Raw genomic sequence first — 26,229 nt, 5'->3', positions numbered from 1 at the left:
CCACAGTAAACCCCTTCAGCACAACATTCCCTTACACAATTCCCATCAGCCGTTCTTCAGGCAATCCACTTCTTGTCGCCCGTGAAGCTGATGGTCAGCCATCGCGCCGCATCCGGTTTGCCCAGCTTCGCGGAAATCTCTTCACGCAGCGCATCGAGTTGCCCGACGTGCTCCAGTCGGTAATCCGCCGGCAACACCACATGAATCTCGATAAACCGCGCCCGCCCGTGTTTCTGCACGTAGGACACATAGTCGTCGAAACCATGCTCGACCTTCACCTCGTCCATTACCTGGCGCACGTGGTCATTCAGCGTGTCCGGCGCGATGCCAAGCACATCGCGTAATGCCGGGCCGAGGATCTTGAAGGCCGGCGGCAGCATGGTCAGGGCCAGTACGATCAGGATCAGCGGGTCGACGTAAACCGCCCACTCGCCATAGCCCTGGGACTTGAGCAGCAGCGCCGTGAGAAAACTGATCAACAGGCCCACAGAAAGCATCGCGTCCACCAGCCAACTGATGTTGTCGAACTGGATCAGACTGGATTTGAGCTTGCGATTGCGCCGGCGTACATAGAAGAAGTAGGCGAACTCGACCACGGTAAACACCGCGGCATAGATGATCACCAGCCCCAACTCAATGTCGCGTCCACCGTCGATGATGCCGAACACGCCGTTGAGAAACGCGTAGATGGCAATCAACAGCAGAAAACTGCCTTCAATCAGCAGCACCATGGGTTCCAGATGCCAGAAGCCGAACTGGAAACGGTGATTGCTTTCCTTGGCGATCAGCTTGGCAGTGATCAGCATCAGTACTTTGATGAATGTTGCGATCAGCGAGAAAAAACCATCGAACAGGATGGATTGGGAACCTGAAACAAAACCGGTGACGATCCCGGCAATCGACACGGCGAACATCAGGATGGTCGATTGTTTGAGCAGCGACTGCTCACCTCGGTTACTCACGTAGCCTCCTCTGAAAACCTTGAAAACCGCGGGGTGCGGTGGGGTTGTTGGGAGAGGAGTCTACCTTATCGGGATTTATTGGCTGTTATGACCCCATCGCTGGCAAGTCGAATCGTCGCACCGCAGCTCCCACAGGTATCGAGTCGGTCACAAGATTATGTCTAGGCCGAAGCCCCTGTGGGAGCTGGCTTGCCAGCGATGGCCGTTATGCGGTCTTAAGCCTTGTTACGCTCGATGGCAAACCCGGCCCAGGTCTGGCTCACCGGCATCAATTCCAGGCTATTGATGTTGATATGCGCCGGCGCATTCATCACCCAGAAAATCGTCTCGGCGATGTCCTGCGGCTGGATCGGCTCGGCTCCGGCGTAGGTGGCGTTGTAGCGCTCCTGATCACCGGCGAAACGCACCAGCGAGAATTCGCTCTCGCACAGCCCCGGCTCAATGTTGCTGACACGCACGCCGGTGCCCTGCAAGTCGCAGCGCAGGTTCAGCGAAAACTGTTTAACAAACGCTTTGGTCGCGCCGTACACATGACTGCCGGGGTAAGGGTAGTTGCCGGCGATGGAGCCGAGGTTGACGATGCCGGCGCCACGACCGTGGGCGATCAGGCGCGGCAGCAGCAAGCGAGTGGCATACATCAGGCCTTTGACGTTGGTGTCGACCATGGTGTCCCAGTCATCCAGATCGCATTTCGGCGCAGGATCAACGCCCAGCGCCAGGCCCGCGTTGTTGATCAGGCCACGCAGTTTGGCGAACGATGGCGGCAGGTTGGCAATCGCCTCCTCCATTGCCTTGCGGTCCCGGACATCAAGCACCAGGCCATGCACTTCGGTCTGTTTCGACAAATCGGCGCACAGAGCGTTGAGGCGTTCTTCACGACGACCGGTCAGCACCAGTTTCCAGCCAGCCTCGGCAAAACGACGGGCGCATGCTTCACCAAAACCGGACGTCGCGCCGGTGATAAACAGGGTGTTGGACATCGTGTTCTCCTTGCTTCGACCGCGAGGGCAGCCATTGGAATAGAAAATCAGCAGGCAGCATGCCCGGCCCGAGATTAACCAGCAACCGTTGCCCGTCCAGGAGCTGCCGCAGGCTGCGATCTGTTGATCTTAAAAACAAGAATCAACAGATCGCAGCCTGCGGCAGCTCCTACAAAAGCGTAAACACTGTATGAAATTTGATCAGTCGTCGCTACGCCATATGCACCGTGGCCTGTAGCCATGTGCACGCATGTTATCCACAGTCCCTTCCACAGTTTCCGGGGGCAAGTGGAAGCGCGCAAAGCCACGCCACACAAGGCTTTGCGGGCGAAATAGAAAGTTTTTTGCTTGACCCTGGAGCGATACCTGTGCGGGACATGGCATTTTGCACGACAGCCCGGTTGGCGCAGTGATTGCGCGAGGCCAGTAACTACGGCCCTTAGCGGGGTCTTTCCAGAGTTTAATCACAGACTTATCCACAGGCTTGTACGCATCAAACCTGCTGCCATGCTGCGCCCACAAAAAGGTTGACAAAGACGTCTGTCGCTCCCGCAAAAACGCCTGATCAAAAAACAACCACACGCCTGCACGCCACGGTTTTAAAGGGCTTCAGCCAGCTACTCCCACGTTATTCACAGCCAGTTCCACAGCAAACGGGGACAAGTCAAAACTGTGGAAAAACAGCCATTTGCAGCGTCTATATGTCGCGCTTTGGCAGGTTGCGGAATTTGTTTTCCACAATTTCAAAATCCGCTTGATGTCACGGCTGGATTCCATGTAGGAGCTGCCGAAGGCTGCGATCTTTTGATGTTGTTTTTAAGGATCAAAAGATCGCAGCCTTCGGCAGCTCCTACAGGGGGTCTGAGGTGAATTACGGATGTAAAAAAGCCCCGAGGCTTTCGCGTCGGGGCTTTTGTATAACGATGAGAATCAGTGCCCGCCCAGATAGGCGTTACGCACCTCCTCGTTCACCAGCAACTCCTTACCGGTACCCGTCAGGCGAATCTCGCCGTTGACCATCACATACGCGCGATCCGACAGCTTCAACGCATGGTTGGCGTTCTGCTCGACGAGGAAAATCGTCATGCCGGTTTTCGCCAGTTCCCGCAGGGTCGCGAAGATCTGCTTCACCACGATCGGCGCCAGCCCCAGGCTCGGCTCATCGAGCAGCAACAGCTTGGGTCGGCTCATCAATGCGCGAGCAATGGCGAGCATCTGCTGTTCGCCGCCGGACATGGTCATCGCCCGCTGCGTGCGCCGCTCTTCAAGCCGCGGAAACAACTCGAACATGCGCTGCATATCCTCTTTGGCGTACTTGTCGCCAATCGGGATGGTGCCCATCAGCAGGTTTTCCTCGACGGTCATGTCGGGGAACACCCGCCGTCCTTCCGGCGACTGCGCAATGCCGTTGGACGCGATGTAGTGCGATGACTTGTGAGTAATGTCGACGCCTTGATAAATGATCTGCCCGTTCGCCGCCCGGGGCTGGCCGAAGATCGACATCAGCAATGTTGATTTCCCCGCGCCGTTGGAGCCGATCAGGCTGACGGTTTCCCCTTCATTGATCTGCAGCGAAACGCCTTTGAGTGCCTGGATCGGGCCGTAAAACACGTCCAGGTTTTTCAGTTCGAGGATCGGTTGGCTCATACCAGCTCCTCTTCGTCGGCGCCCAGGTAGGCGGCAATCACTTTCGGGTCGTTGCGGATGGCTTCAGGTCCCCCTTCAGCGATAACGATGCCGTGGTCCAGTACCACGATGTGGTCGGAAATGCTCATTACCATGCCCATGTCGTGTTCGATCAGCACCACGGTCAGATCATGCTCGTCACGCAGCAACCGGATCATTGCGCTCAGCGCTTCGGTTTCCTGAGGATTGAGGCCGGCGGCCGGTTCGTCGAGGCAGATGATCTGCGGCCGCGTGCACATGGCCCGAGCGATCTCCAGACGGCGTTGCTGACCGTACGAGAGCTCACCGGCCAGACGGTTGGCGCAGTCCACCAGATCGACCACTTCCAGCCAGTAGAACGCGCAATCCAGCGCGTCACTTTCAGCCTTGCGATAGCCCTTGGTGTTGAGGATGCCTGCGAGCATGTTGCGGTTGACCCACATGTGCTGGGCCACCAGCAGGTTTTCCAGCACGGACATTTCCTTGAACAGACGAATGTTCTGGAAGGTACGAGCCAGGCCTGCGCGGTTCACCAGATGGGTGCCGCCGAACATTTTGTAGTACATCCGGCTGAGAAAGCTTTTCGGCGAAACGAAGTCGGTCGGTTTGAACGACTCACCCAGCAGTTGAATCACGTTGGTCTGCTGGCCGCGCACGTTGAGCTCGATCTTGCCGCCGGAGGCTTTGTAGAAACCGGTCAGGCAGTTGAACACCGTGGTCTTGCCGGCGCCGTTGGGGCCGATCAGGGCGAAGATCGAGTTGCGTTTGACCTTCAGGCTGACATCGCTCAACGCCTTGATGCCACCGAAATGCATCATCAGTTTTTCAACAGAGAGTACGACTTCACTCATGGCGCAGTCCTCTCGTAGTGAATGGCACCTTTGCGTGGTTTGACCCCGGTACGGCTGATGCGAATCAACCCGCGTGGTCGCCAGATCATCATCAACACCATCAGAATGCCGAACAGCAGCACGCGATATTCAGCAAATCCGCGCAGCAGTTCCGGGGCGACGGTCAGCACGAACGCTGCAATCACCACGCCGATGGTCGAGCCCATGCCGCCGAGGACGACGATGGCAAGGATCAGCGCCGATTCGAAGAACGTAAACGAGGTCGGGTTGACGAAGCCCTGATAAGTCGCGAAGAACACACCCGCCAGACCCGCCGTCGACGCGCCGATGGTGAATGCCGAGAGCTTTACCAGTACGTGGTTGAGGCCCATCGAGCGGCAGGCGATTTCATCTTCACGCAAGGCCTCCCAAGCGCGACCGACCGGCATTTTCACCAGTCGATGCTTGATGTACAGCACGGCCAGCACCACGAGAAACAGCACCGCGTAGATGAAGTAATACTTCACGTCCGGGTTGTAAGCGATGCCGAAGAACTCATGAAACGGCACCCCGCCATCCTTCGCCCGCTTGCCGAACTCCAGACCGAAGAATGTCGGCAGCGGCGCCGCCATGCCGTTCGGGCCACCCGTGAGGGAAAGCCAGTTGTTGAGGACCAGACGAATGATCTCACCGAAGCCTAGGGTCACGATCGCCAGATAGTCGCCATGCAGGCGCAGCACCGGGAAACCGAGGATGCAGCCGGCAAGCCCCGCGGTGATCGCCGCCAGCGGCAGCACCGTCCAGAAACCCAGCCCGAGATATTGATAACCGAGCGCCAGACCATAGGCGCCGATGGCATAGAACGCCACGTAACCAAGGTCGAGCAGACCGGCCAGGCCAACCACGATATTCAGCCCCAACCCCAGCAGCACGTAGATCAACCCGAGGATGACCACGCCCAGCAGGTAGGAGTTGGAGAAGAACGGTACGGCCACGGCCAGCAGAACCACCAGCGGAATAATCCAGCGCAGGCTGGATTTGTGATCGGCGGGCAAAACATGCACGCCCGATCCGGAGCTCTCGAATCCGTCGAGAATCTTCAGACCCTTGGGCGTTTGCAGGAACAGGCTGAGGGCAAAGCGGCCGGCCATGACGATGGCAATGATCCACGCCACGCGGGTCACTTCAAGGTTGAAGCTATAACCGTCGAGCACGACACCGACGATCGGCCCGAAAACAATCAAGGCAATCAGGCCGGCCAGAATCGCCTCAACCAGGCTTTTTTTGACATCAATGGATTTTTTAGTGGTTGAAGACATCGCTTACACCTTCGACACAAGAGGACGGCCCAACAGGCCCTGCGGCCGGAAGACCAGAACAAGTACGAGCAGCGAGAAGCTGAACACGTCTTTGTAGTCGGAGTTGACCAGGCCGGAGAACAGCGACTCGGAGATGCCGAGGATGATCCCGCCCAACATGGCGCCGGGCAGCGAACCGATCCCGCCGAGTACCGCAGCGGTGAACGCCTTGATGCCGATGATGAAGCCGGCGTAGAAGTCGAAGGTGCCGTAGTTCATGGTGATCAGCACACCCGCGAGTGCCGCCATGGCTGCACCGATGATGAACACGTAGGAAATCACCCGGTCGGTGTTGATCCCCAGAATCGAAGCCATCTTGCGGTCTTGCTGGGTAGCGCGGCACATGCGGCCGAGCTTGGTGTACTTGATGATGTAGGTCAGCAGCCCCATGCCGACGAATGCGGCCACCAGAATGAAGACTTTGGTGTAGGTCAGTTGTACGAAGCCGGTACCGACTTCAACCCGCCATGCACCGGTGAGCAGCGTCGGAACGCCCTGTTGTTTGGCGCCTTGGGCGATCTGTGCATAGTTTTGCAGGATCAGGGAAATACCGATGGCGCTGATCAGCGGCGCCAGCCGTGTGGAGTTACGCAGAGGTTTGTAGGCAACACGCTCGATGACCCAGCCATACACCGCCGTGACGACGATGGTGAAGATCAGGGTGCCGAGCATCAGCAGAGGGAAAGATTCGATACCGAAGTACGCCAGCAGAGCCAGACTGATTGCCGCCAGGTAAGCGGAAATCATGTAAACCTCGCCGTGGGCGAAGTTGATCATGCCGATGATGCCGTAGACCATTGTGTAGCCGATGGCGATCAGGCCATAGACCGACCCGAGGGTCAGACCGTTGACCAGTTGCTGCAGGAAAATACCATCCATAACGCAATCTCACGCAGTGAGAACCTGCACACCCTGAGTGTGCGGTTCTTCTAGGAAAAATACAGATTTACGTCGGAGCAATGTCAGCCACGATCAGCCTGATTACCCCCGCCCCTGTAGGAGTGAGCCTGCTCGCGATGACGGACTCACAGCCAACAGATTTGTTGAATGTTGAACCGCTATCGCGAGCAGGCTCACTCCTACAAGGGATCGGTGGTGATTAACTGATCGCGTCAGCCCTTACTTCTGTTTTTCCAGCTGGTGGTATTTGCCGTCCTTGTCCCACTGGTAAACCACGTAGTCGGAGACTTTCAGGTCGCCCTTGGAGTCCCAGGCTTTCTCGCCCATGACGGTTTTCACCGGGTTTTTCTTCAGCCAGGCAGCAGCTTCTTCGCCCTTGTTGGACTTGGCGCCATTGAAAGCGGCGGCCAGGGTCTGAACCGAAGCGTAGGCGTACAGGGTGTAGCCTTCAGGCTCGGTGCCAGCCTTGCGGAAGGCATCTACCACAGCCTTGCTGTCGGGCAGCATGCGAGGGTCGGCGCCGAAGGTCATCAGCACGCCATCGACGAATTGCGGGCCGCCAGCGGTGGTCACCAGTTCGTCGGTAACGATGCCGTCATCGGACATGAACTTGACGTCTTTCAGGCCTTGCTCACGCAGTTGGCGAACCAGTGGGCCGGCCTCCGGGTGCAGACCACCGAAGTAGACAACGTCGGCGCCAGCGCCGCGGATTTTGGTGACGATGGTGCTGAAGTCTTTTTCGCCACGGGTCAGGCCTTCGTACAACACTGGGGTCACGCCGCGCTTGACCAGTTGGGCCTTGGTGGCATCCGCCAGGCCTTGGCCGTAGGTGTCTTTGTCGTGCAGCACGACGACTTTCTTGCCCTTGAGCACGTCGACGATGTAGTCGCCGGCAACGATGCCCTGCTGGTCGTCACGCCCGCACATACGGAACATGGCGCTCAGGCCGCGCTCGGTCACTTGCGGGTTGGTGGAACCCGGGGTGATCGCGATGATGCCCGCTTCGTCATAGATTTCCGACGCTGGAATGGTCGAAGAGGAGCAGAAGTGACCGACCACGCCGGCAACTTTCTGGTTGGTGAGGTCCTTGGCGACCGTCACGGCCTGCTTCGGTTCGCAGGCGTCATCGCCCTTGACCAGTACGATTTTTTCCCCGTTGACGCCGCCTGCGGCGTTGACCGCGTCAGCCGCCGCCTGTGCACCCTTCATGTACTGCTCGCCAAATGCCGCGTTGGCGCCAGTCATTGGACCCGCTACACCGATTTTCACATCAGCTTGAGCAAACGCAGAAACACCCAACGCAGTAGCCACTGCGAGGGCCAGAAAGCCTTTCTTGTAAAACGTCTGGGACATGAGGTGGTGCTCCAAGGTTTTTTTTAGTTGGCACTGCGACTTCACTTCTCTTGATGCTCAGAGCAAGGGCCGTGCCATCGGTTTTTTATTCTTCAAAAAGTCGCTGCTTTCTTGTTATTTCGACTGTTTCGTTCCCATTTTCATTGGGCGTGCAACCGTCTAAACCGCGGAAGGTGAAACCATTTATTTTTTCAGGCGCAACCCGCTTGCGCCATCATTGCAACCGCGGCACCAATCGACGTGCAACCAGCCTGTAACAGCCCGCGTCACCGAACTGCACACTGCTGGTGCGGGACTGCTACAACCCGCACCATTACAGGCTAGTCGCTAAGCGAAAAAGCGCCGCTTCACGCAACATATTTCAACACTCAAATGACGATGCGCAGGCACTGGCCCGCGTGATACAGCGAGAACCCGGCTTCGTAAAGACAACTGCGCAAGCCCACGCCTGCCAGCGGCTGCATCGGTGCAAAGGGAATCGGCAGGGCCTGAGGGTTGCCATTGCACAGGTAATCGGCGAAGGCCTTGCCGACCACGGTGCCCGTCGTCACGCCACGGCCGTTATAACCGGTGACAGCGACCAGACCGGGCGCCGGTTCGAACAGGCGCATCAAGTGATCGGGCGTGAACGCAATACGCCCGGTCCAGGTGCATTCCCATTCGACAGGTTTCAGATTGGGGAAGTAATGCTGTTGCACCCGATCGGCCCAGGCCTTGAGAAACCAGGCCGGTTTCTGATTGCCATTACCGAGACTGCCCAGCAATAACCGCCCTTCTTTATCGCGACGGATGCTGCTGAGAACCTGGCGCGTATCCCACGCCCCCTGCCCGCCCGGCAGAATGTCCTGCGCGGCGTCTTCGGTCAGTGGCACCGAGGCGACCTGATAGTAGTAACCGGGGAAGAAGTTGCGTTTGAGTTCGGTCCAGTCGCCTTCGGTATAGGCGTTGGAGGCGATCACCACTTGCTCGGCCAGCACCGAACCGTGCTCGGTCTGCACCGACCATTGTTGCCCCACGCGCTCAAGTCGAGCGACCGGAGAATGATCAAACATCTGCCCACCGAGGCTGACCACGGCATTCGCCAGACCGGTGACATAGGCCATCGGATTGAGCGTGCCGGCGCGACGATCAAGCAGGGCGGCAGCGATTTTCTGCGTACCGGTGGCTTGTTCACAGGCTTTGCCGGTCAGTAATTCGACCGGTGCGCCACGGCGTTTCCATTGTTGCTCACGACTGCGCAGATCGGCCTCGCCCTTGGCGTTGTGCGCCATGTGCAACGTACCTTCGCGGCGTAGCTGGCAATCGATGTTGTACTTATCCACAAGGCTGAACACCAATGAAGGCGCTGCCCCGAGCATGCGGTTGAGCTGACTGCCGACCGCCTCGCCGAAACCGGCTTCGATCTCGTCCGGCGGGATCCACATGCCAGCGTTGACCAGCCCGACATTGCGCCCGGAACCGCCGTGACCGGCACGATGAGCTTCCAGCACGCAGACGGTTTTGCCTTTTTCCAACAGATGCAGTGCCGCCGACAACCCGGTGAACCCGGCGCCGATCACGCAGACATCAACCTTGACCTCACCCTTGAGCGCCGTGTTATCGGGCCTTAGTGGCGTGAGCTTTTCCCACAGACATTCTTCGCGTAACGGCATTGCCAGACTCCAACAGAAACCTGCCAAACACACAATTCACACTGTAGGAGTGAGCCCCTGTGGTGAGGGGATTTATCCCCGATCGGTTGCGAAGCAGCCGTAAACCAGTGCACGCGGTATATCAGAAACTGCGATTACCCGTTTTGGGGCCGCTGCGCAGCCCATCGGGGATAAATCCCCTCACCACAAAAGTTCACTCCTACAGGGGTTCTCTACACGACCGAAGGACTCAGTCGAACGTAATGCCCTGCGCCAGCGGCAACTCCAGCGAGTAGTTGACGGTGTTGGTCTGGCGGCGCATGTACCCGCGCCAGGCATCGGAGCCCGACTCACGACCGCCTCCGGTCTCCTTCTCGCCACCAAACGCGCCGCCGATTTCCGCGCCGCTCGGGCCGATATTGACGTTGGCGATACCACAGTCGCTGCCGACCGCCGACATGAACCGTTCGGCCTCGCGCACATCCGTGGTGAAAATGCACGATGACAGGCCTTGCGGCACAGCGTTGTTCAGGCGCAGCGCTTCCTCGAAATCGCTATAGCCAACCACGTACAGGATCGGCGCGAAGGTTTCGCTGCAGACCACATCGCTCTGCTCCGGCATTTCAACAATCGCTGGCGAGACGTAGTAAGCGTTGGGGAATTGATCCTGCAATTGACGCTTGCCGCCGAACACCCGGCCGCCCTCACTCAACGCCTGCTCCAGCGCATCCTGCATGTTTTCGAAGCTGTGTTTATCGATCAGCGGGCCGATCAGATTGCCTTCCAGCGGATGGCCGATACGCACTTTCGCGTACGCAGCCTTGAGGCGAGTGACGATTTCTTCCTTCACCGACTCGTGGGCAATCAAGCGACGCAGGGTGGTGCAACGCTGGCCAGCAGTGCCGACCGCGCTGAACAGGATTGCGCGCACGGCCATGTCGAGGTCGGCACTTGGGCCGAGGATCATTGCGTTGTTGCCGCCCAGTTCGAGAATGCTGCGGGCGAAACGCGCGGCGACCTTCGGCGCCACTTCGCGGCCCATGCGGGTGCTGCCGGTCGCACTGATCAGCGCCACACGCGGGTCATCGACCAACGCCTCACCGGCGTCACGGCCACCGATGATCACTTGGCAGAGACTCGCCGGAGCATCGCTGAAATTCTTCACCACGCGGTCAAACAGCGCCTGACAGGCCAGCGCTGTCAGCGGGGTTTTCTCCGAGGGTTTCCACACCACCGGGTTGCCGCAGACCAGCGCCAGCGTGGTGTTCCACGCCCACACGGCAACCGGGAAGTTAAAGGCGCTGATGACGCCGACCACGCCCAGTGGATGCCAGGTTTCACGCATGTGGTGGCCCGGGCGCTCGGAGGCGATGGTCAAGCCGTACAGTTGGCGGGACAGGCCGACGGCGAAGTCGCAGATGTCGATCATCTCCTGCACTTCACCCAAGCCTTCCTGGGTGATCTTGCCCGCCTCCCACGACACCAGTTCGCCGAGATCGGCTTTGTACTCGCGCAACACTTCACCGAATTGGCGCACCAGTTCGCCGCGGCGCGGGGCCGGCACCTTGCGCCACGCTTCGAACGCATGATCTGCGCGACTGATGTGCTGCTCGACTTCGGCCGGGCCTTCCCAGTTCACGGCGGCAATGCGGCTGCCGTCGATCGGCGAATGCACCGGCACTTTGCCGTTCTGATAAAGGGCCGGGTTCACACCAAGACGATCAAGCAATGCGGCAACCATGGGTCACTCCTCAAGCAAAAAACTGAATGTGTGCGGTCGGTTTTTCACGACCGGGCAGGCCTTTAGTTGTAGCGTCAGTACGGCGAGGCAACAAACGACCTTTACGCGAGATATCATTCCGTTTATTCATGCTGCGCATAGAAAGACAAGAAAAGGATCGGCCATGCTGAACAAACGCCACTTGCCTTCGATCACCGCATTGCAGTGCTTCGAGGCCGTGACCCGGCACCTGAGTTTCACCCGGGCCGCCGAGGAACTGAACCTCACTCAAAGCGCCGTCAGCAAACAGGTCGCGCAACTAGAGGAATTGTTGCAGCACTTGTTGTTCCGCCGGATACGCCGGCGTTTGCAGATGACCCCGGCCGGGGATTTGTATCTGGTGGAAGTCAGAAAAATCCTCACGCAGGTAGAGATGTCGACCCACTACCTGCGTTCCTACGGCGGCGAGACCGAAGTCCTGCGCGTCTCCACGCCTTCGACCTTCGGCGCCCGCTGGCTGGTGCCACGCCTGAAAGGCTGGCGCTTGCGCCATCCGTCGATCCATCTCGACATGTGCAACGAGCAGGAGGCCGACGATTTGCTGCAAGGGCGCAGCGATCTGGCGTTCTATTTCGGCCAGGGTTCACGCCCCGGCACTGAATGCCTGAAGCTGTTCGGCGAAGAGCTTGTGCCGGTGTGCGCGCCCGGCAGCTTGCCCGACAAGCCTTTCACTGATCCGACGCAACTCACCGACCTGGTGCTGCTGCAGAACGCTTCACGGCCACAGGCCTGGCACGACTGGTTCGACAGTCAGGGTTACCAGACCGAACATAGCTACCACGGCCCGCGTTTTGAAACCTTTTATATGTGCATCCGCGCCGCACAGGTCGGCTGCGGTGTAGCGCTGCTGCCACGGTTTCTGGTGGAAGAGGAATTGGCCGACGGCAAACTGGTCATTCCCTGGCAGCATGCAATGCCCAGCACCGACGCCTACTACCTGGCCTACCCGGAACATTCTGCGGAAGTGCCCAAGGTGAGGGATTTTGTGAAATGGATGCTGGAGCAGATCGACAATCCAGGCTGAAATCAGCCCCTTGTGGCGAGGGGATTTATCCCCGATGGGTCGCGCAGCGGCCCCAAAATTTCAAGAGCGACGACTGCTTCGCAGCCGGTCGGGGATAAATCCCCTCGCCACAATTGACCTCACTCAGAATAGAAATCGCTGGCAATCCCCACCGCTGATATGCGCCACTAGCGCCATTGTTCGAGACCGCGCCACGGCGCGGCGCACCTGGAGACCCCGTTATGAGCGAGAGTGTGTTTGCCGATCGCATCGTGCAGAACCTGCTCGACACCGACTTCTACAAGCTGACGATGATGCAGGCGGTGCTGCACAACTACCCCAACGTCGAAGTCGAATGGGAGTTTCGTTGCCGTAACAGTGAGGACTTGCGTCCGTATCTGGCCGAGATCCGCTTTCAGATCGAGCGTCTGGCCGAACTGAGCCTGAGCGCCGATCAACTGAGCTTTCTGGAGCGCATCAGTTTCCTGAAACCGGATTTCCTGCGCTTCCTCGGCTTGTTCCGCTTCAATCTGCGCTACCTGCGCACCGGCATCGAAAACGGCGAACTGTTCATCCGCCTGCGCGGGCCCTGGCTGCATGTGATCCTCTACGAAGTGCCGCTGCTGGCCATCGTCAGCGAAGTGCGCAACCGCTATCGCTACCGCGAAACCGTGCTCGAACAGGCGCGTGAACAGCTCTATCGCAAGTTCGACTGGCTGACCGCCAACGCTTCGGCCGATGAACTATCGCAATTGCAGGTCGCCGATTTCGGCACCCGTCGGCGGTTTTCCTACCGGGTACAGGAAGAAGTGGTGAACGTGCTCAAGCACGATTTCCCCGGTCGATTCGTCGGCACCAGCAATGTGCACCTGTCTCGCGAACTGGACATGAAACCGCTGGGCACCATGGCCCACGAATGGATCATGGCGCACCAGCAACTCGGCCCAAGGTTGATCGACAGCCAGATCGCCGCCCTCGATTGCTGGGTCCGCGAGTACCGGGGGTTGCTGGGGATCGCCCTCACCGACTGCATCACCACCGATGCTTTCCTCGGCGATTTCGACCTGTTCTTTGCCAAGCTTTTCGACGGTTTGCGCCACGATTCCGGCGACCCTGTGGCATGGGGCGAAAAATGCATCGCCCACTATCACAAGCTCGGCATCGACCCGATGAGCAAGACGCTGGTGTTCTCCGACAGCCTGACATTACCCAAGTCGCTGGAGATATTCCGCGCGTTGCACGAGCGGATCAACGTGAGCTTCGGCATCGGCACTAACCTGACCTGTGACATTCCGGGTGTCGAACCGATGAGCATCGTGCTTAAAATGACCGCCTGCAACGGCCAACCGGTGGCGAAGATCTCCGACGAGCCAGGCAAGACCCACTGCAAAGATCCGAATTTTGTCGCCTATTTGCGACACGTTTTCCAGGTTCCTGCCGATTCCAGTCTATCTAGCAAGGAGTGAATTCATGCAAGCCGTACAGCGTGAGATTGCTGAACAGCTCAAGGTGCAACCGCCGTTCGCTGACCACCAGGCCCTGCAAGCCGAAGTCGCCCGGCGCATTACCTTTATTCAGGATTGCCTGGTCAATTCCGGGCTCAAGACGCTGGTGTTGGGCATCAGCGGCGGCGTCGACTCGCTGACAGCCGGGCTGCTGGCCCAGCGCGCGATGGGTGAATTGCGCGAACGTAGCGGCGACAATGCGTACAAATTCATCGCCGTACGCCTGCCGTATGAAACACAGTTCGACGAGCACGACGCTCAGGCCTCGGTGGATTTCATCGCTCCGGACGAACGCCACACGGTCAACATCGGCCCGGCGGTGAAAGCGCTGGCCAGTGAAGTCGCGGCGTTCGAAGGCAAGCACGCGGCGTCAGTGGATTTCGTGCTCGGTAACACCAAGGCGCGGATGCGCATGGTTGCGCAGTACACGATTGCTGGCGCGGCGGGTGGTCTGGTGATCGGTACCGACCATGCAGCGGAAGCGGTGATGGGGTTTTTCACCAAGTTCGGCGACGGCGCCTGTGACCTCGCCCCACTCAGCGGTCTGGTGAAAAACCAGGTACGGGCGATTGCCCGCAGCTTCGGCGCGCCGGAGTCTTTGGTCGAGAAAGTCCCGACGGCGGACCTCGAAGACCTGTCGCCGGGAAAACCGGACGAAGCGTCCCATGGCGTGACCTACACCGAGATCGACGCGTTCCTGCACGGCGAGCCGCTGCGTGAAGAGGCGTTCAAGATCATTGTTGATACGTACAACAAGACCCATCACAAACGCGTGATGCCGTTCGCGCCGTGATAAGCAGCGCCCTGGAACTTCTGAGATCCCAGCGATCCGCTGTGATCGCTGTGATCGCTGTGATCGCTGTGATCGCTGTGATCGCTGTGATCGTTGTGATCGCTGTAGGAGCTGTCGAGTGAAACGAGGCTGCGATCTTTTGATTTTGCTTCCAACAAACAAGATCAAAAGATCGCAGCCTTCGGCAGCTCCTACACAAGAGCAAAAAAAGCGTCCCTCGCGGGACGCTTTTTTTGTGCCTGAATGATTACTTCAGGGTCACAGTGCCTTTCATCATCGAGATGTGGCCAGGGAACGAGCAGAAGAAGCCGTATTTCTCGCTGGCATTGAGCTTCGACACATCGAAGGTCACCGAGTCGGTTTCCTTGGCGCCGATGATTTTGGTGTGAGCGATGACGCGTGCATCACCGTCCTTCAGGTAGTTCTTGTCGATGCCGGCGGCCAGGCCATCGGTAGCGATCGGCTGCATGTCAGCTTCTTTGCTGATCACCAGGTTATGGCCCATGACGTTCTTCGGCAGGCTGCCGGAGTGGGTCAGTTCGATGGTGAAGGTCTTGCAGCTCTTGTCGATTTCGATGGCCTTGGTGTTGAAGGACATCTGGTCGGTGGAGTCAACGGTGGTTTTGCACTCGGCAGCCATCAATTGGCTGCTGGCCAGCGCCAGCAGGGATACCGCAACAACTTTGGAAAACATGGTGAATCTCCAAGGCAGGGTTAACAAAAACACTAATGGTTGAAAGACTGCCTGAAATCTTCGCAAGTTCCTATGACTTGAGTCAAAAATTGTATACAACTTTCAGGCTATGACACTCATCGACACAATCTAACGGCCAGATCATCCGGCTGAACCTATGATCGGCGCATCTCACTGAAACGGAGCGTCTGTCATGATCTTTAACGGCCTGTTGTGCAGCTTGCTCGCCGCCTATGCCTGTGGCGCCAGCGGTACCTTTGAATCACCGGAGCGCGAACTCTAAACCTTGGATCGAGGCGTGCCAGCCAGTACCCTGTGCGACTGATTCGATACCGGAGAAAGGCATGTCTCTCACATCCGTTTGTGTATTTTGCGGTGCCAACGCCGGCACTGACCCAGCCTATACCGAAGCCGCCGTGGCCCTTGGTCGCGCATTGGCCGAGCGCAAGTTGACGCTGGTCTATGGCGGCGGCGCCGTCGGTTTGATGGGCATCGTTGCCGATGCCGCACTGGCCGCCGGTGGCGAGGTGATCGGCATCATCCCGCAGAGCCTGATGGACAAGGAAATCGGTCACAAAAGCCTGACGCGTCTGGAAGTGGTCGACGGCATGCACGCCCGCAAGGCGCGGATGGCCGAACTCAGCGATGCATTTATCGCGCTGCCCGGTGGCCTCGGCACCCTGGAAGAACTGTTCGAAGTCTGGACCTGGGGCCAGCTCGGCTACCACGGCAAGCCGTTGGGCCTGCTGGAAGTGAACGGTTTCTACAGCAAACTCACTGCTTTTCTTGACCATATCGTCGGCGAAGGCTTCGTTCGCGGGCCACACCGTGACATGCTGCAAGTGAGCGAATCGCCGCAAACGCTGCTCGACGCCCTGGATAACTGGAAGCCGACCGTCACGCCAAAGTGGGTCGACCAAAAACCCGGCTAACTGCCGGGCACCGATACAGGGCAGAATATGCGCCGCTCAACCTCACCTTCGACCCAAGAGGATCGCCCATGGCCAAACCCAATTACTCCTTCGCCAAACGTCAACGAGACCTGGAAAAGGAAAAGAAGAAAGAGGAAAAGCTTCAGCGCAAGAAACAAGTAGCTGAAGAAGCGGCACTGAACCCTGACGGTGAAGTGGCGACAGACGACGCTGTAGATGCAGAAACACAAGCAGATGCACCGAAAGAGCAGGCGCCTGACGCCTGAGCTGAATAGTTGAATCCGCTCCCTTGCGGGAGCTCTGTGGCGAGGGGATTTATCCCCGATCGGCTGCGAAGCAGCCGCCAGCCCAGACAAATCAATCTGTCTGGATGGACGCAGGGGGCCGCTTCGCGACCCATCGGGGATAAATCCCCTCGCCACAAAAGCTCCCCAATACGCGTTACTCCAGTGGCATCACCGTGACCCGCACTTCCGGATCATGGCTTCCCCCGCCCAGAATCACCCCGCGCAACGGCGACACATCAGAAAAATCCCGTCCCCATGCCAAAGTGATGTGCTCCAGCGCCGGCTGCACATTGTTGGTCGGATCAAAATCCACCCAGCCCAGCACCGGGCAAAACACCGAAACCCAGGCATGCGACGCATCGGCGCCGATCAACCGTGGCTGCCCTGGTGGCGGCTGAGTCAGCAGATAGCCACTGATATAACGTGCCGCCAGGCCTCTTGAGCGTACACAGGCCAGCATCAGGTGCGCGAAGTCCTGACAGACCCCACGACGGCGCTCAAGCACTTCCACGAGCGGTGTCGCCACTTGGGTGGCTTCGGCATCAAAAGTGAATTCGCTGAAAATCTTCTGCATCAAGGCCTGCACGCCCAACAGCAACGGCTGCCCCGGCGGAAAACAGCTGTGCGAGAACTCGACGAAACTGCGTTTCAAATGCACGTACGGTGACTGGAAACGATAACGGCAAGCCTCAAGCAATTCGGCAGGTAGTGGCTGGCTGCTGTAGGTCAGTGCATTGCGCGTCAGCTCCCACGCCGGAGACTGATTGAAATCGAGCGACGGTCGCGCCAGCACTTCAACGGTAAGCCGGGCGTTGACCTGCAACTCATCGTGCGGTCGCTCAAACGCCAGCCGCGTCAGCGGATTGCCGAACACATCGAGCTCATCGCGTCGTGCCGATGGTTGTGGGCTGATCAGCAATTGTTGTTCAGTGCAGCGCTGCCAACTGCACTCACGCGGCCACAGGTGTGCCAACTGCTGCGCCAGCGAGACCGGGCTGTCGTAGTGATAACAGGTGTCGTGGAAGATCTGGTAATGCGCGCTCATCAGACGGACACCGTGCGCTGGCTGACATCATCGACATGGGCGAAATGGCGCAGGGCCAGTCGATCCGAGACTTGCCCGCTGGCTTCGGCGATCTCTTGCAGCAGATCCGCCAGACCATCGAGCGCTGCGCGTACGCTGGATTCACCGAACAGCGGGTTCTCCAGACAGCCCAGATCAAATCGTGCCAATCGTTCGACCAGTTGCGGCAGTCCGGCCTCGCGTGGCACACCGAAATCATCGTTCAGGCGTTTCAACATGCGAGTCACCAGTTTCAACTGGAACAACACCGCGTGTGGGTTCTGTTCATCGAGCAACAGCAGGTCGAGCACCGGGATCAACTGCGCCACCGCCAGATAACGTGAGCGGTAAGTGATGCTGCTGTTGCCTAATTCCAGCAACCACTCAAGCCCGGCCTGATCGAACGCACCGGCGCCACGCAGAAACCCCGCCAGACTGCTGCTGAGGAATTGCAGCCGTTCGATACGCCGGCCGATCATCAGGAAGCGCCAGCCTTCGTCTCGGGTCATGTCGTCCAACGCGAAACCTGACAGCGCTGCCAGCGACATCACCAGACGGTTGAGAAAATCCAGCAACTCGCCAAAATCCGGCTCGTCGGTCTCCAGCTCCAGCGCTTCACGCTGCAACTCGACCAGCGCCTGCCAGTTTTCCCGTGAGAGCTTGCCGCGCACCTGCGAAGCCGCCCACTGCAAGCGTTGCAGGTTGGAGCGCAGGCTGAACGACCAGTCTTCGCCGAGCAGCGCAGCCAGCAAACGCTCCGGCAGTTCACCTTCGTCCGGCAACAGCGACAGTCGCTCGCCGAGTTCGACCGCGGCTTGCAGCGCTTGCGGGTCGTCGCCGTCGACATACCGCGCGAGCATGATTCGCAGCAGCCGCGCACTGTCGTCGCAGCGCTCGCAGTAACGGCCGAACCAGAACAGGTTTTCCACCACCCGCGACGGCAGATAAGGATCACGCCTGACCAGATCGTGCACGCCGACGTTGCGCTGGGTCTTCCACTGTTCGCCGCTCGGCGGACGATCGCCCAGCACCCAGGTGTCCTTGCTCGCCCCGCCGCGCTGCATCGACACCACTTCGGCATCAGCCTCGGCCGCCACCCGGGTCAGCCCGCCCGGCAGCACTCGATAGCCGTCACGGCTGGCCGCCGCGTACACACGCATACCGATCGCCCGGGGTTGCAACTGGCCGTCTTCGGCTTGCCAGATCGGCGCCTGGGAGAGCTGCGCCAATTCTTGCGCAACATAGGCGTAAGGGCGCGCCTGCATGCGCTCCGCGAGGGATTGGCGCTGCTTTTCACTCAGATCGCGGCCGAATACCGGCGCGAAGCTTTGTGAAGGAAAGGCCGGTTTTATCAACAGTTCAGGGAGTTTTTCCAGCGCCTGGGCCAACACCGGCGCTTCACCGCACCACCAGGTTGCGATGGACGGCAGGATCAGTTCTTCGCCAAACAGGAATTGGTTGATCCTCGGCAGAAACCCCAGCAAACCCGGCGATTCCAGCACGCCGCTGCCCAGCGCATTGGCGACCAGCACCCGCCCCTGCCGCACCGCCTCAAGCAGACCGGGAACGCCGAGTGCCGAGTCCGTGCGCAGCTCCAGCGGATCGCAGAAGTCGTCGTCGAGCCGCCGCATGATCGCGTGCACCCGGCGCAGGCCGCTGAGGGTTTTCAGGTAGACGGTGGCATCGCGCACTGTGAGGTCGCCGCCCTCCACCAATGGATACCCGAGCTGACGCGCCAGATACAGGTGTTCGAAATAGCTTTCGTTGAACCGCCCCGGCGTCAGCAACACCACCAGCGGCGCCTCGTCATCAGTGGGCGCCTGGCGGGCCAGTGTTTCCTGCAACGTACGGAAGAAACCGGCCAGATGCTGCACCTTCAGATCACGGTACAACTCGGGGAAGGCGCGGGACACGATGGTGCGGTTTTCCAAGGCGTAACCGGCACCCGAGGGTGCCTGCGTGCGATCTGCCGTCACCCACCAGCGCCCGTCCGGCGTGCGCGCCAGATCCACGGCGTATAGATGAAGAAAAGCACTGTCCGGCGGCACAATGCCCTGACACGGCCAGAGAAAATTGTTGTGGCCGAATACCAGCTCCGCCGGCAGCAGACCTTCGCTGATCAAGCGCTGCGGCCCATACAAATCGGCCAGCACGGCATTGAGCAGTCGTGCTCGCTGGGCGATCCCGGCCGACAATTGCTGCCACTCATCCGCCGCAATCACATGCGGCAGCAAGTCCAGCTCCCACGGACGATCCGCGCCTTTGGGATCGGCATAGACGTTGTAGGTGACGCCGTTTTCCTGAATCTGCCGGGCCAGCAATGCCTGCCGCTGCACCAGTTGCGCCGGTGTGCTGCGCTGCAATTGCTCGAACAGCCGTTGCCAATGCGGGCGCACCGCACCGCTGGCATCCAGCAGTTCGTGGTAAGTGCCCGCCGTCAGCGGGTAGCGGTCTAGCAGGTCAGGCATGGAAAGCTCGGCAGACAGCAAGGAAAGGTCAGACTAACGCAGGCAGATGACGCCCGGATAGACGAAAAATCCGGGCGCTGCGTACGATTCAGAAACGGCGCAAATCGATTGTCATCGGTAGCTCGTCGTTTATTTCCACATTCGGTATAGGAAGTTTCCCCGGCGTATGTCCGATGCGGAAGAAACGCGCCATGCGCCGGCTCTCCGCTTCGTTGGCATTGACCGGCAGCGTCTCGTAATTGCGCCCACCCGGATGCGCCACGTGGTACTGGCAGCCGCCCAGCGAGCGCGCCATCCACGTATCGAGCAAGTCGAACACCAGCGGCGCGTGCACCGGGATATTCGGTTGCAGGCAGTTGGCCGGTTGCCAGGCGCGATAACGCACACCGGCGACAAACTCGCCGACTCGCCCGGTCGGATGCAATGGCACCGCGATGCCGTTGCAGGTCAGCAGGTAGCGTTGCGGTGGCAGGCCTTTGAGCTTGACCTGCAAGCGCTCCAACGATGAATCGACGTAACGTACCGTGCCGCCCGCCGTGCCCTCTTCACCCAGCACATGCCACGGCTCAAGGGCCTGACGCAGTTCCAGTTCGATACCGTTGACCGCGTAATCGCCAACCTTGGGAAAACGAAACTCCAGATGCGCCGCGAACCACTCGGCCCGCAGCGGATAACCGGCGCTGTTGAGTTCAACGATAACGTCGGCGAAATCCTGTTCGATAAAGTGCGGCAGCATGAACCGATCGTGCAGCTCCGTGCCCCAGCGCGCCAGTTTCGGCGGCGCATACGGCTCGCGCCAGAAACGTGCGACCAGCGCCCGCAGTAACAATTGCTGGGCCAGGCTCATGCGCGCGTGCGGCGGCATTTCAAAGGCGCGCAGCTCCAGCAAGCCGAGGCGCCCGGTGGCGCCGTCCGGTGAATAGAGCTTGTCGATGCAGAACTCTGCGCGATGGGTGTTGCCGGTGACATCGATCAGCAAGTTGCGCAGCAATCGATCCACCAGCCACGGCGCGCACTCCTCGCCCGGCTCCGGCATCTGCGCGAAGGCAATTTCCAGTTCATACAAGGCGTCGTTACGCGCCTCATCGACACGCGGCGCCTGGGACGTCGGACCGATGAACAAGCCGGAAAACAGATAGGACAGCGACGGATGGTTGTGCCAGTAACTGATCAAACTGCGCAGCAGATCCGGACGCCGCAGAAACGGCGAATCGGCCGGCGTCGCGCCACCGAGGACGAAGTGGTTGCCGCCACCGGTGCCGGTATGGCGCCCGTCGATCATGAACTTCTCAGTGGTCAGTCGGGTTTGCCGCGCCTCTTCATAGAGAAACTCGGTGCGCTCGACCAACTCGTCCCAAGTGGCGGACGGCTGCACGTTGACCTCGATCACGCCCGGATCCGGAGTAATCCGGAAATTGCTCAGGCGCGGATCGCTCGGCGGTTCGTAGCCCTCCAGCAGTACCGGGCAGCGCAGCTCTTCAGCGGTGGCTTCGATGGCTGCGACCAATTCCAGATAATCCTCGACCCGCTCCAGCGGCGGCATGAACAGGTACAAGCGCCCTTCTCGTGCTTCAGCGCAGAACGCGGTGCGGGTCAGCCAGTCGGCGGATTCGTCGATTTTCGGTTGGCGCTCGTCAGCCGTGGCCGGTTCACCGTGACTGTTGAGTTGCGCAGTCTGCGGTAGCTCGGGGAAGTTCTGGTTCGGGTCCTGCGGATGGATAAACGGATACTCGGCCGCTTTCACCCAAGGCTGCGCGCCCAACGGCAAACGATAGCCCAGCGGAGAATCCCCCGGCACCAGACGGCAATGCTCGTCGCGCAGATACCAGCGCCCGCTCTGCCATTGATCGCCCTTGGCGGTACGCGCCAGCGGCAGTACCTGGCCGATGACTTTATCGAGTCCCTGATTGAAGACTTTGCGCAGCCGCGCACGCTCCAGCGGCTCTTCCAGACGCGAGTCTTCGGCGCTGACGTTGCTCGGCAAAGTTCCTTCACGCCAGAGGTAATAGAAATTGTCCTCGTAGGCCGGGAACACAAATCGCGTGGGAATTTTCAGGCGTTCGGCGACACTCGCCAGAAAGCGCCCGGCGAGTTCACCATCGGCGCGGTAATCCTGCTGCTCGTCGGCGATTAACGCGTCGTTTTGCCAGATCGCCACACCATCGCGGCGCCAATAGCAATTGAGCGACCAGCGCGGCAGTTGCTCACCGGGGTACCACTTGCCCTGGCCGAAATGCACCAGACCTTTCGGCGCGTAATGCTTGCGCATGCGCTGAAACAACTCGGCGGAGAGCCGACGCTTGTCCTCGCCGAGGGCGGCGGTGTTCCATTCGGCGCCGTCCGGGTCATCGATGGAAACGAAGGTCGGCTCGCCGCCCATGGTCAGGCGTACGTCGCCTTCCAGCAGGTCGGCATCGATCTGCCGGCCCAGCGCCTGAATCGCCAGCCATTGCTCGTCGGTGTAGGGCTTGGTAACCCTTGGCGCTTCCCAGATTCGCTCAACCGACATTTCGTGGCTGAACTGCGTCTCGCAGGGTTCGACCATGCCGCTGATCGGTGCCGCCGAGGACGGATCGGGACTACAGGCCAACGGGATATGTCCTTCACCGGCGAACAGCCCTGACGTGGCATCAAGGCCGATCCAACCGGCGCCCGGCAAATACACTTCGCACCAGGCATGCAGATCGGTGAAATCCACCTCGGTGCCGGATGGCCCGTCGAGACTTTTCACGTCGGCGGTCAGTTGAATCAGGTAACCGGAGACAAACCGCGCCGCCAGTCCGAGGTTGCGCAGCAATTGCACCAGCAGCCATGCCGAGTCGCGGCACGATCCAGAGGCGTGTTCGAGGGTGTGTTCCGGGGTTTGCACGCCCGGCTCCATGCGAATCAGGTAATTGATGTCTTCGCTCAGACGCTGGTTAATCGCGACCAGAAAATCCACAGCGGGCAGCGGCGTACGGTCGATGCCGTCGAGATAGGCTTTGAATTCCGGCGTCAGCGGCAAGGTTTCGAGGTACGGCGCCAGCTCCTTGCGCTCATCGGCGGCATAGGCGAAGGGGATTTTCTCGGCGTAGGGTTCGAGGAAGAAGTCGAACGGGTTGAATACCGCCATTTCCGCCAGCAGGTCGACTTCAATGCGCAGTTCGTCGGTTTTCTCCGGGAACACCAACCGGGCGAGGTAGTTGCCCTGCGGGTCCTGCTGCCAGTTGATGAAGTGCTTCTCGGGCGAGACTTTCAGCGCATACGAGAGAATCCGCGTGCGGCTGTGGGCAGCCGGGCGCAGGCGAACGATCTGCGGGCCGAGTTCGACAGCGCGGTCGTAGCGGTAATGCGTGACGTGATGCAATGCGACATGAATCGACACGGCGTGCCTCCTGCGAGCCCTAAGCGTATTCGAAAGCGCGCAAGACTTATGCCATGCACAGGCTCGGGCGCTTTTGCGGAATGCTCAGGGCAGTACAGCACCAAAATCGGGCGATGCGAGGAAATGGTTTGGCGAAGTTGCGCCTAATTGTGGCGAAGATCAAAAGATCGCAGCCTGCGGCAGCTCCTACAGGGAAACGCGAATCCCACTGTAGAAGCTGCCGCAGGCTGCGATCTTTTGACTCAAAAAAAAAACGCCAACCCGAAGGTTGGCGTTCTGTTTAGCGTGGCACGACCGGTTTGCGTGTCGGCTTCGGCCCTTTGCCCTTGGCCGCGTCCTTGCGCTCCTTGGCGGCCTGCTGGTTGCGGGCGAACGCCGCAGCCTTGGCCTGTTCACGCTTGTCCCACGGATTACCGCCATCACTGGCACGCGGCGGCAGGCCGGTGTGCTGAGTGAGGATCTTGGTAGTCTTCTCTTTGCCTTCCTTCGCCACTTTATGGCTGCCAGCCGGCGTCGAGTTCTTGCGACGGGCGCTCTGGTAGCTGTCGGTGGCCGGCTGATGCAGCGGAATCAACTGATCCTTGCCCGGCCCGATCAAATCGGCGCGCCCCATGCGTTGCAGCGCTTCACGCAGCATCGGCCAGCCTTTCGGGTCGTGATAACGCAAGAACGCCTTGTGCAGACGACGTTGCTCCTCGCTCTTGACGATGGTCACACCGTCACTTTTGTAGGTGACCTTGCGCAGCGGATTCTTGCCCGAGTGATACATCGCGGTGGCGGTGGCCATCGGCGACGGGTAGAACGCCTGCACCTGGTCGGCACGGAAGCCATTGCCCTTGAGCCACAGCGCCAGGTTCATCATGTCTTCGTCGGTGGTGCCCGGGTGCGCGGCGATGAAGTATGGAATCAGGTACTGCTCTTTCCCGGCTTCCTTGGTGTACTTCTCGAACATGCGCTTGAACTTGTCATAGCTGCCAATGCCCGGTTTCATCATCTGGTTGAGCGGACCTTCCTCGGTGTGTTCCGGGGCGATCTTCAGGTAACCACCCACGTGGTGGGTCACCAGCTCTTTGACGTACTCCGGCGACTCGACCGCGAGGTCATAACGCAGGCCGGAGGCGATCAGGATCTTCTTCACACCCGGCAACGCGCGAGCGCTGCGGTACAGCTGAATCAGCGACGAGTGATCGGTGTTCAGGTTCGGACAGATCCCCGGGAACACGCAGGATGGCTTGCGGCACGCGGATTCGATTTCCGGCGTTTTGCAGGCGATGCGGTACATGTTCGCGGTCGGGCCGCCGAGGTCGGAAATGACGCCGGTGAAGCCTGGCACCTTGTCGCGGATCTCTTCGATTTCGCGAATGATCGACTCTTCGGAACGGTTCTGGATGATCCGGCCTTCGTGCTCGGTGATCGAGCAGAAGGTACAGCCGCCAAAGCAGCCGCGCATGATGTTCACCGAGAAACGGATCATGTCGTAGGCCGGGATTTTCTCCTTGCCGTACGCAGGATGCGGGACACGTGCGTAAGGCATGCCGAACACGTAGTCCATTTCTTCAGTGGTCATCGGAATCGGCGGCGGGTTGAACCAGACGTCGACTTCGCCATGCTTCTGCACCAGCGCACGGGCGTTGCCCGGGTTGGTTTCCAGATGGAGTACGCGGTTGGCATGCGCATAAAGAACCGCATCGCCACGGACCTTTTCCACCGACGGCAGACGAATCACGGTCTTGTCGCGGGTCATCCGTGGGCTGGCCAGGATCTGCACGACCTTGGCTTCTTCCGGATCATCGACCGGCCCCTTTTCCTGCTCGATGGCGCAGGCCTGGGTGTCCTGGGTATTCACGTACGGGTTGATGATCTTGTCGACCTTGCCCGGACGATCGATGCGCGTGGAATCGACTTCGTACCAGCCCGCAGGCGTGTCACGACGGATGAACGCGGTGCCGCGCACATCAGTGATGTCTTCAATCTTGTGACCGTAGGACAGACGCTGGGCGACTTCGACAATCGCCCGCTCGGCATTGCCGTACAGCAGGATGTCGGCGCAGGCGTCGATCAGGATCGAGTTACGCACGCGATCCTGCCAGTAGTCGTAATGCGCGATGCGGCGCAGCGAAGCTTCGATGCCGCCGAGCACGATCGGCACGTTTTTGTAGGCTTCCTTGCAGCGCTGGCTGTAGACCAGACTGGCGCGATCCGGACGCTTGCCGGCCATGCCGCCCGGGGTGTAGGCGTCATCGGAACGGATTTTCTTGTCGGCGGTGTAGCGGTTGATCATCGAGTCCATGTTGCCGGCCGCGACGCCGAAGAACAGGTTCGGCTCGCCGAGCTTCATGAAGTCGTCTTTGGACTGCCAGTTCGGTTGGGCAATGATCCCGACGCGGAAGCCTTGCGACTCCAGCAGCCGGCCGATGATTGCCATGCCGAACGACGGGTGATCGACGTAGGCATCTCCCGTAACAATGATGATGTCGCAGGAATCCCAGCCAAGCTGATCCATCTCCTCCCTGCTCATCGGCAGGAATGGCGCTGGCCCGAAACATTCGGCCCAATATTTTGGATAGTCAAATAACGGCTTGGCTGTTTGCATGTCGACGACCGGTGTTGAGATGAAAAATCGCGGGCGCGGAATATAGCACAAAAAATAACCAATTCCGA

At 59.5% G+C, this 26,229-nt stretch carries 19 protein-coding genes; 5 read left to right on the top strand and 14 right to left on the bottom strand.

All coding sequences use genetic code 11. The features are described 5' to 3' along the window. Positions 1-56 precede the first annotated feature (56 nt). The 9 genes from ACA061_RS02745 to amaB form a co-directional block, all read right to left on the bottom strand. Positions 57-962 carry a cation diffusion facilitator family transporter gene (locus ACA061_RS02745; protein WP_150602608.1) on the bottom strand — a complete coding sequence of 302 codons (906 nt, stop codon included), beginning with the start codon at positions 960-962 and terminating at the stop codon, positions 57-59. A 215-nt stretch (positions 963-1,177) separates the two neighbouring features. After that, positions 1,178-1,942, bottom strand: a complete 765-nt coding sequence (locus ACA061_RS02740) for an SDR family oxidoreductase (RefSeq protein WP_150617986.1) — start codon at positions 1,940-1,942, stop codon at positions 1,178-1,180. A gap of 930 nt (positions 1,943-2,872) precedes the next feature. Continuing rightward, a complete protein-coding gene (locus ACA061_RS02735; protein WP_150594063.1) occupies positions 2,873-3,589 on the bottom strand; it encodes an ABC transporter ATP-binding protein in 717 nt (238 codons plus the stop codon). Then, positions 3,586-4,458, bottom strand: coding sequence for an ABC transporter ATP-binding protein (locus ACA061_RS02730; protein ID WP_016985385.1), 873 nt, complete (start codon positions 4,456-4,458; stop codon positions 3,586-3,588). The genes ACA061_RS02735 and ACA061_RS02730 overlap by 4 nt, the downstream gene beginning before the upstream one ends. Beyond that, positions 4,455-5,756: a high-affinity branched-chain amino acid ABC transporter permease LivM gene (livM, locus tag ACA061_RS02725; RefSeq protein ID WP_150617987.1), complete on the bottom strand. Its 1,302-nt coding sequence runs from the start codon at positions 5,754-5,756 to the stop codon at positions 4,455-4,457. Before livM ends, ACA061_RS02730 begins: the two co-directional genes overlap by 4 nt. Positions 5,757-5,759: 3 nt before the next feature. Next, positions 5,760-6,674 (bottom strand): ABC transporter permease subunit, encoded by a 915-nt coding sequence (locus ACA061_RS02720; RefSeq protein WP_042557415.1) that lies wholly within the window; start codon positions 6,672-6,674, stop codon positions 5,760-5,762. A gap of 240 nt (positions 6,675-6,914) precedes the next feature. After that, positions 6,915-8,048, bottom strand: coding sequence for an ABC transporter substrate-binding protein (locus tag ACA061_RS02715; RefSeq protein ID WP_042557414.1), 1,134 nt, complete (start codon positions 8,046-8,048; stop codon positions 6,915-6,917). Positions 8,049-8,416: 368 nt separating this feature from the next. After that, on the bottom strand, positions 8,417-9,700 hold the full coding sequence (gene amaA, locus ACA061_RS02710) for an L-pipecolate oxidase (protein WP_497300510.1): 1,284 nt from the start codon (positions 9,698-9,700) through the stop codon (positions 8,417-8,419). Positions 9,701-9,929: 229 nt separating this feature from the next. Further along, entirely contained in the window at positions 9,930-11,420 is a 1,491-nt protein-coding gene (gene amaB / locus ACA061_RS02705; protein ID WP_042557412.1) for an L-piperidine-6-carboxylate dehydrogenase, read from the bottom strand. Positions 11,421-11,583: 163 nt separating this feature from the next. On the opposite strand from amaB, the gene ACA061_RS02700 reads away from it, so the two are divergent. The 3 genes from ACA061_RS02700 to nadE all read left to right on the top strand — a co-directional run bounded on the left by ACA061_RS02700 (position 11,584) and on the right by nadE (position 14,760). Then, a complete protein-coding gene (locus ACA061_RS02700; protein ID WP_150602614.1) occupies positions 11,584-12,483 on the top strand; it encodes a LysR family transcriptional regulator in 900 nt (299 codons plus the stop codon). A 221-nt stretch (positions 12,484-12,704) separates the two neighbouring features. Beyond that, positions 12,705-13,928: a nicotinate phosphoribosyltransferase gene (pncB, locus tag ACA061_RS02695; RefSeq protein ID WP_497300509.1), complete on the top strand. Its 1,224-nt coding sequence runs from the start codon at positions 12,705-12,707 to the stop codon at positions 13,926-13,928. Positions 13,929-13,932: 4 nt separating this feature from the next. Next, positions 13,933-14,760, top strand: a complete 828-nt coding sequence (gene nadE / locus ACA061_RS02690; protein ID WP_497300508.1) for an NAD(+) synthase — start codon at positions 13,933-13,935, stop codon at positions 14,758-14,760. A gap of 247 nt (positions 14,761-15,007) precedes the next feature. Here the strand turns inward: nadE and azu are convergent, their stop codons facing one another. After that, positions 15,008-15,454, bottom strand: coding sequence for an azurin (gene azu, locus ACA061_RS02685; RefSeq protein WP_042557408.1), 447 nt, complete (start codon positions 15,452-15,454; stop codon positions 15,008-15,010). Between the two features lie 344 nt (positions 15,455-15,798). Here azu and ACA061_RS02680 point away from each other — a divergent pair, with 344 nt between their 5' ends. Further along, entirely contained in the window at positions 15,799-16,386 is a 588-nt protein-coding gene (locus tag ACA061_RS02680; protein WP_150602617.1) for a cytokinin riboside 5'-monophosphate phosphoribohydrolase, read from the top strand. 68 nt (positions 16,387-16,454) lie between these two features. Then, positions 16,455-16,652, top strand: coding sequence for a hypothetical protein (locus ACA061_RS02675; protein ID WP_150617990.1), 198 nt, complete (start codon positions 16,455-16,457; stop codon positions 16,650-16,652). Between the two features lie 175 nt (positions 16,653-16,827). On the opposite strand, the gene ACA061_RS02670 is transcribed toward ACA061_RS02675, so the two are convergent. The 4 genes from ACA061_RS02670 to ACA061_RS02655 all read right to left on the bottom strand — a co-directional run bounded on the left by ACA061_RS02670 (position 16,828) and on the right by ACA061_RS02655 (position 26,161). Next, the gene (locus ACA061_RS02670) at positions 16,828-17,718 is read right to left on the bottom strand and encodes a transglutaminase family protein (protein WP_497300507.1); all 891 of its coding nucleotides are present in this window, start codon (positions 17,716-17,718) and stop codon (positions 16,828-16,830) included. Beyond that, positions 17,718-20,204 (bottom strand): circularly permuted type 2 ATP-grasp protein, encoded by a 2,487-nt coding sequence (locus ACA061_RS02665; RefSeq protein WP_497300506.1) that lies wholly within the window; start codon positions 20,202-20,204, stop codon positions 17,718-17,720. Before ACA061_RS02665 ends, ACA061_RS02670 begins: the two co-directional genes overlap by 1 nt. A gap of 88 nt (positions 20,205-20,292) precedes the next feature. Further along, entirely contained in the window at positions 20,293-23,568 is a 3,276-nt protein-coding gene (locus ACA061_RS02660; RefSeq protein ID WP_497300505.1) for a transglutaminase family protein, read from the bottom strand. A 280-nt stretch (positions 23,569-23,848) separates the two neighbouring features. Then, positions 23,849-26,161: a YgiQ family radical SAM protein gene (locus ACA061_RS02655; protein ID WP_150602691.1), complete on the bottom strand. Its 2,313-nt coding sequence runs from the start codon at positions 26,159-26,161 to the stop codon at positions 23,849-23,851. Positions 26,162-26,229 lie beyond the last annotated feature (68 nt).

Source organism: Pseudomonas sp. LBUM1668 (genome assembly GCF_059695715.1).
This window is presented reverse-complemented; position numbering and strand designations above follow the sequence as displayed.

Bases quoted from the DNA above. Each gene is read 5' to 3' on its own strand.
- azu (WP_042557408.1), bottom strand. From the start codon at position 15,454: ATGTTTTCCAAAGTTGTTGCGGTATCCCTGCTGGCGCTGGCCAGCAGC.
- pncB (WP_497300509.1), top strand. From the start codon at position 12,705: ATGAGCGAGAGTGTGTTTGCCGATCGCATCGTGCAGAACCTGCTCGAC.
- ACA061_RS02680 (WP_150602617.1), top strand. From the start codon at position 15,799: ATGTCTCTCACATCCGTTTGTGTATTTTGCGGTGCCAACGCCGGCACT.
- ACA061_RS02675 (WP_150617990.1), top strand. From the start codon at position 16,455: ATGGCCAAACCCAATTACTCCTTCGCCAAACGTCAACGAGACCTGGAA.
- ACA061_RS02740 (WP_150617986.1), bottom strand. From the start codon at position 1,942: ATGTCCAACACCCTGTTTATCACCGGCGCGACGTCCGGTTTTGGTGAA.
- ACA061_RS02735 (WP_150594063.1), bottom strand. From the start codon at position 3,589: ATGAGCCAACCGATCCTCGAACTGAAAAACCTGGACGTGTTTTACGGC.
- nadE (WP_497300508.1), top strand. From the start codon at position 13,933: ATGCAAGCCGTACAGCGTGAGATTGCTGAACAGCTCAAGGTGCAACCG.
- ACA061_RS02720 (WP_042557415.1), bottom strand. From the start codon at position 6,674: ATGGATGGTATTTTCCTGCAGCAACTGGTCAACGGTCTGACCCTCGGG.
- amaA (WP_497300510.1), bottom strand. From the start codon at position 9,700: ATGCCGTTACGCGAAGAATGTCTGTGGGAAAAGCTCACGCCACTAAGG.
- amaB (WP_042557412.1), bottom strand. From the start codon at position 11,420: ATGGTTGCCGCATTGCTTGATCGTCTTGGTGTGAACCCGGCCCTTTAT.
- ACA061_RS02715 (WP_042557414.1), bottom strand. From the start codon at position 8,048: ATGTCCCAGACGTTTTACAAGAAAGGCTTTCTGGCCCTCGCAGTGGCT.
- ACA061_RS02700 (WP_150602614.1), top strand. From the start codon at position 11,584: ATGCTGAACAAACGCCACTTGCCTTCGATCACCGCATTGCAGTGCTTC.
- ACA061_RS02730 (WP_016985385.1), bottom strand. From the start codon at position 4,458: ATGAGTGAAGTCGTACTCTCTGTTGAAAAACTGATGATGCATTTCGGT.
- ACA061_RS02655 (WP_150602691.1), bottom strand. From the start codon at position 26,161: ATGCAAACAGCCAAGCCGTTATTTGACTATCCAAAATATTGGGCCGAA.
- livM (WP_150617987.1), bottom strand. From the start codon at position 5,756: ATGTCTTCAACCACTAAAAAATCCATTGATGTCAAAAAAAGCCTGGTT.
- ACA061_RS02665 (WP_497300506.1), bottom strand. From the start codon at position 20,204: ATGCCTGACCTGCTAGACCGCTACCCGCTGACGGCGGGCACTTACCAC.
- ACA061_RS02670 (WP_497300507.1), bottom strand. From the start codon at position 17,718: ATGAGCGCGCATTACCAGATCTTCCACGACACCTGTTATCACTACGAC.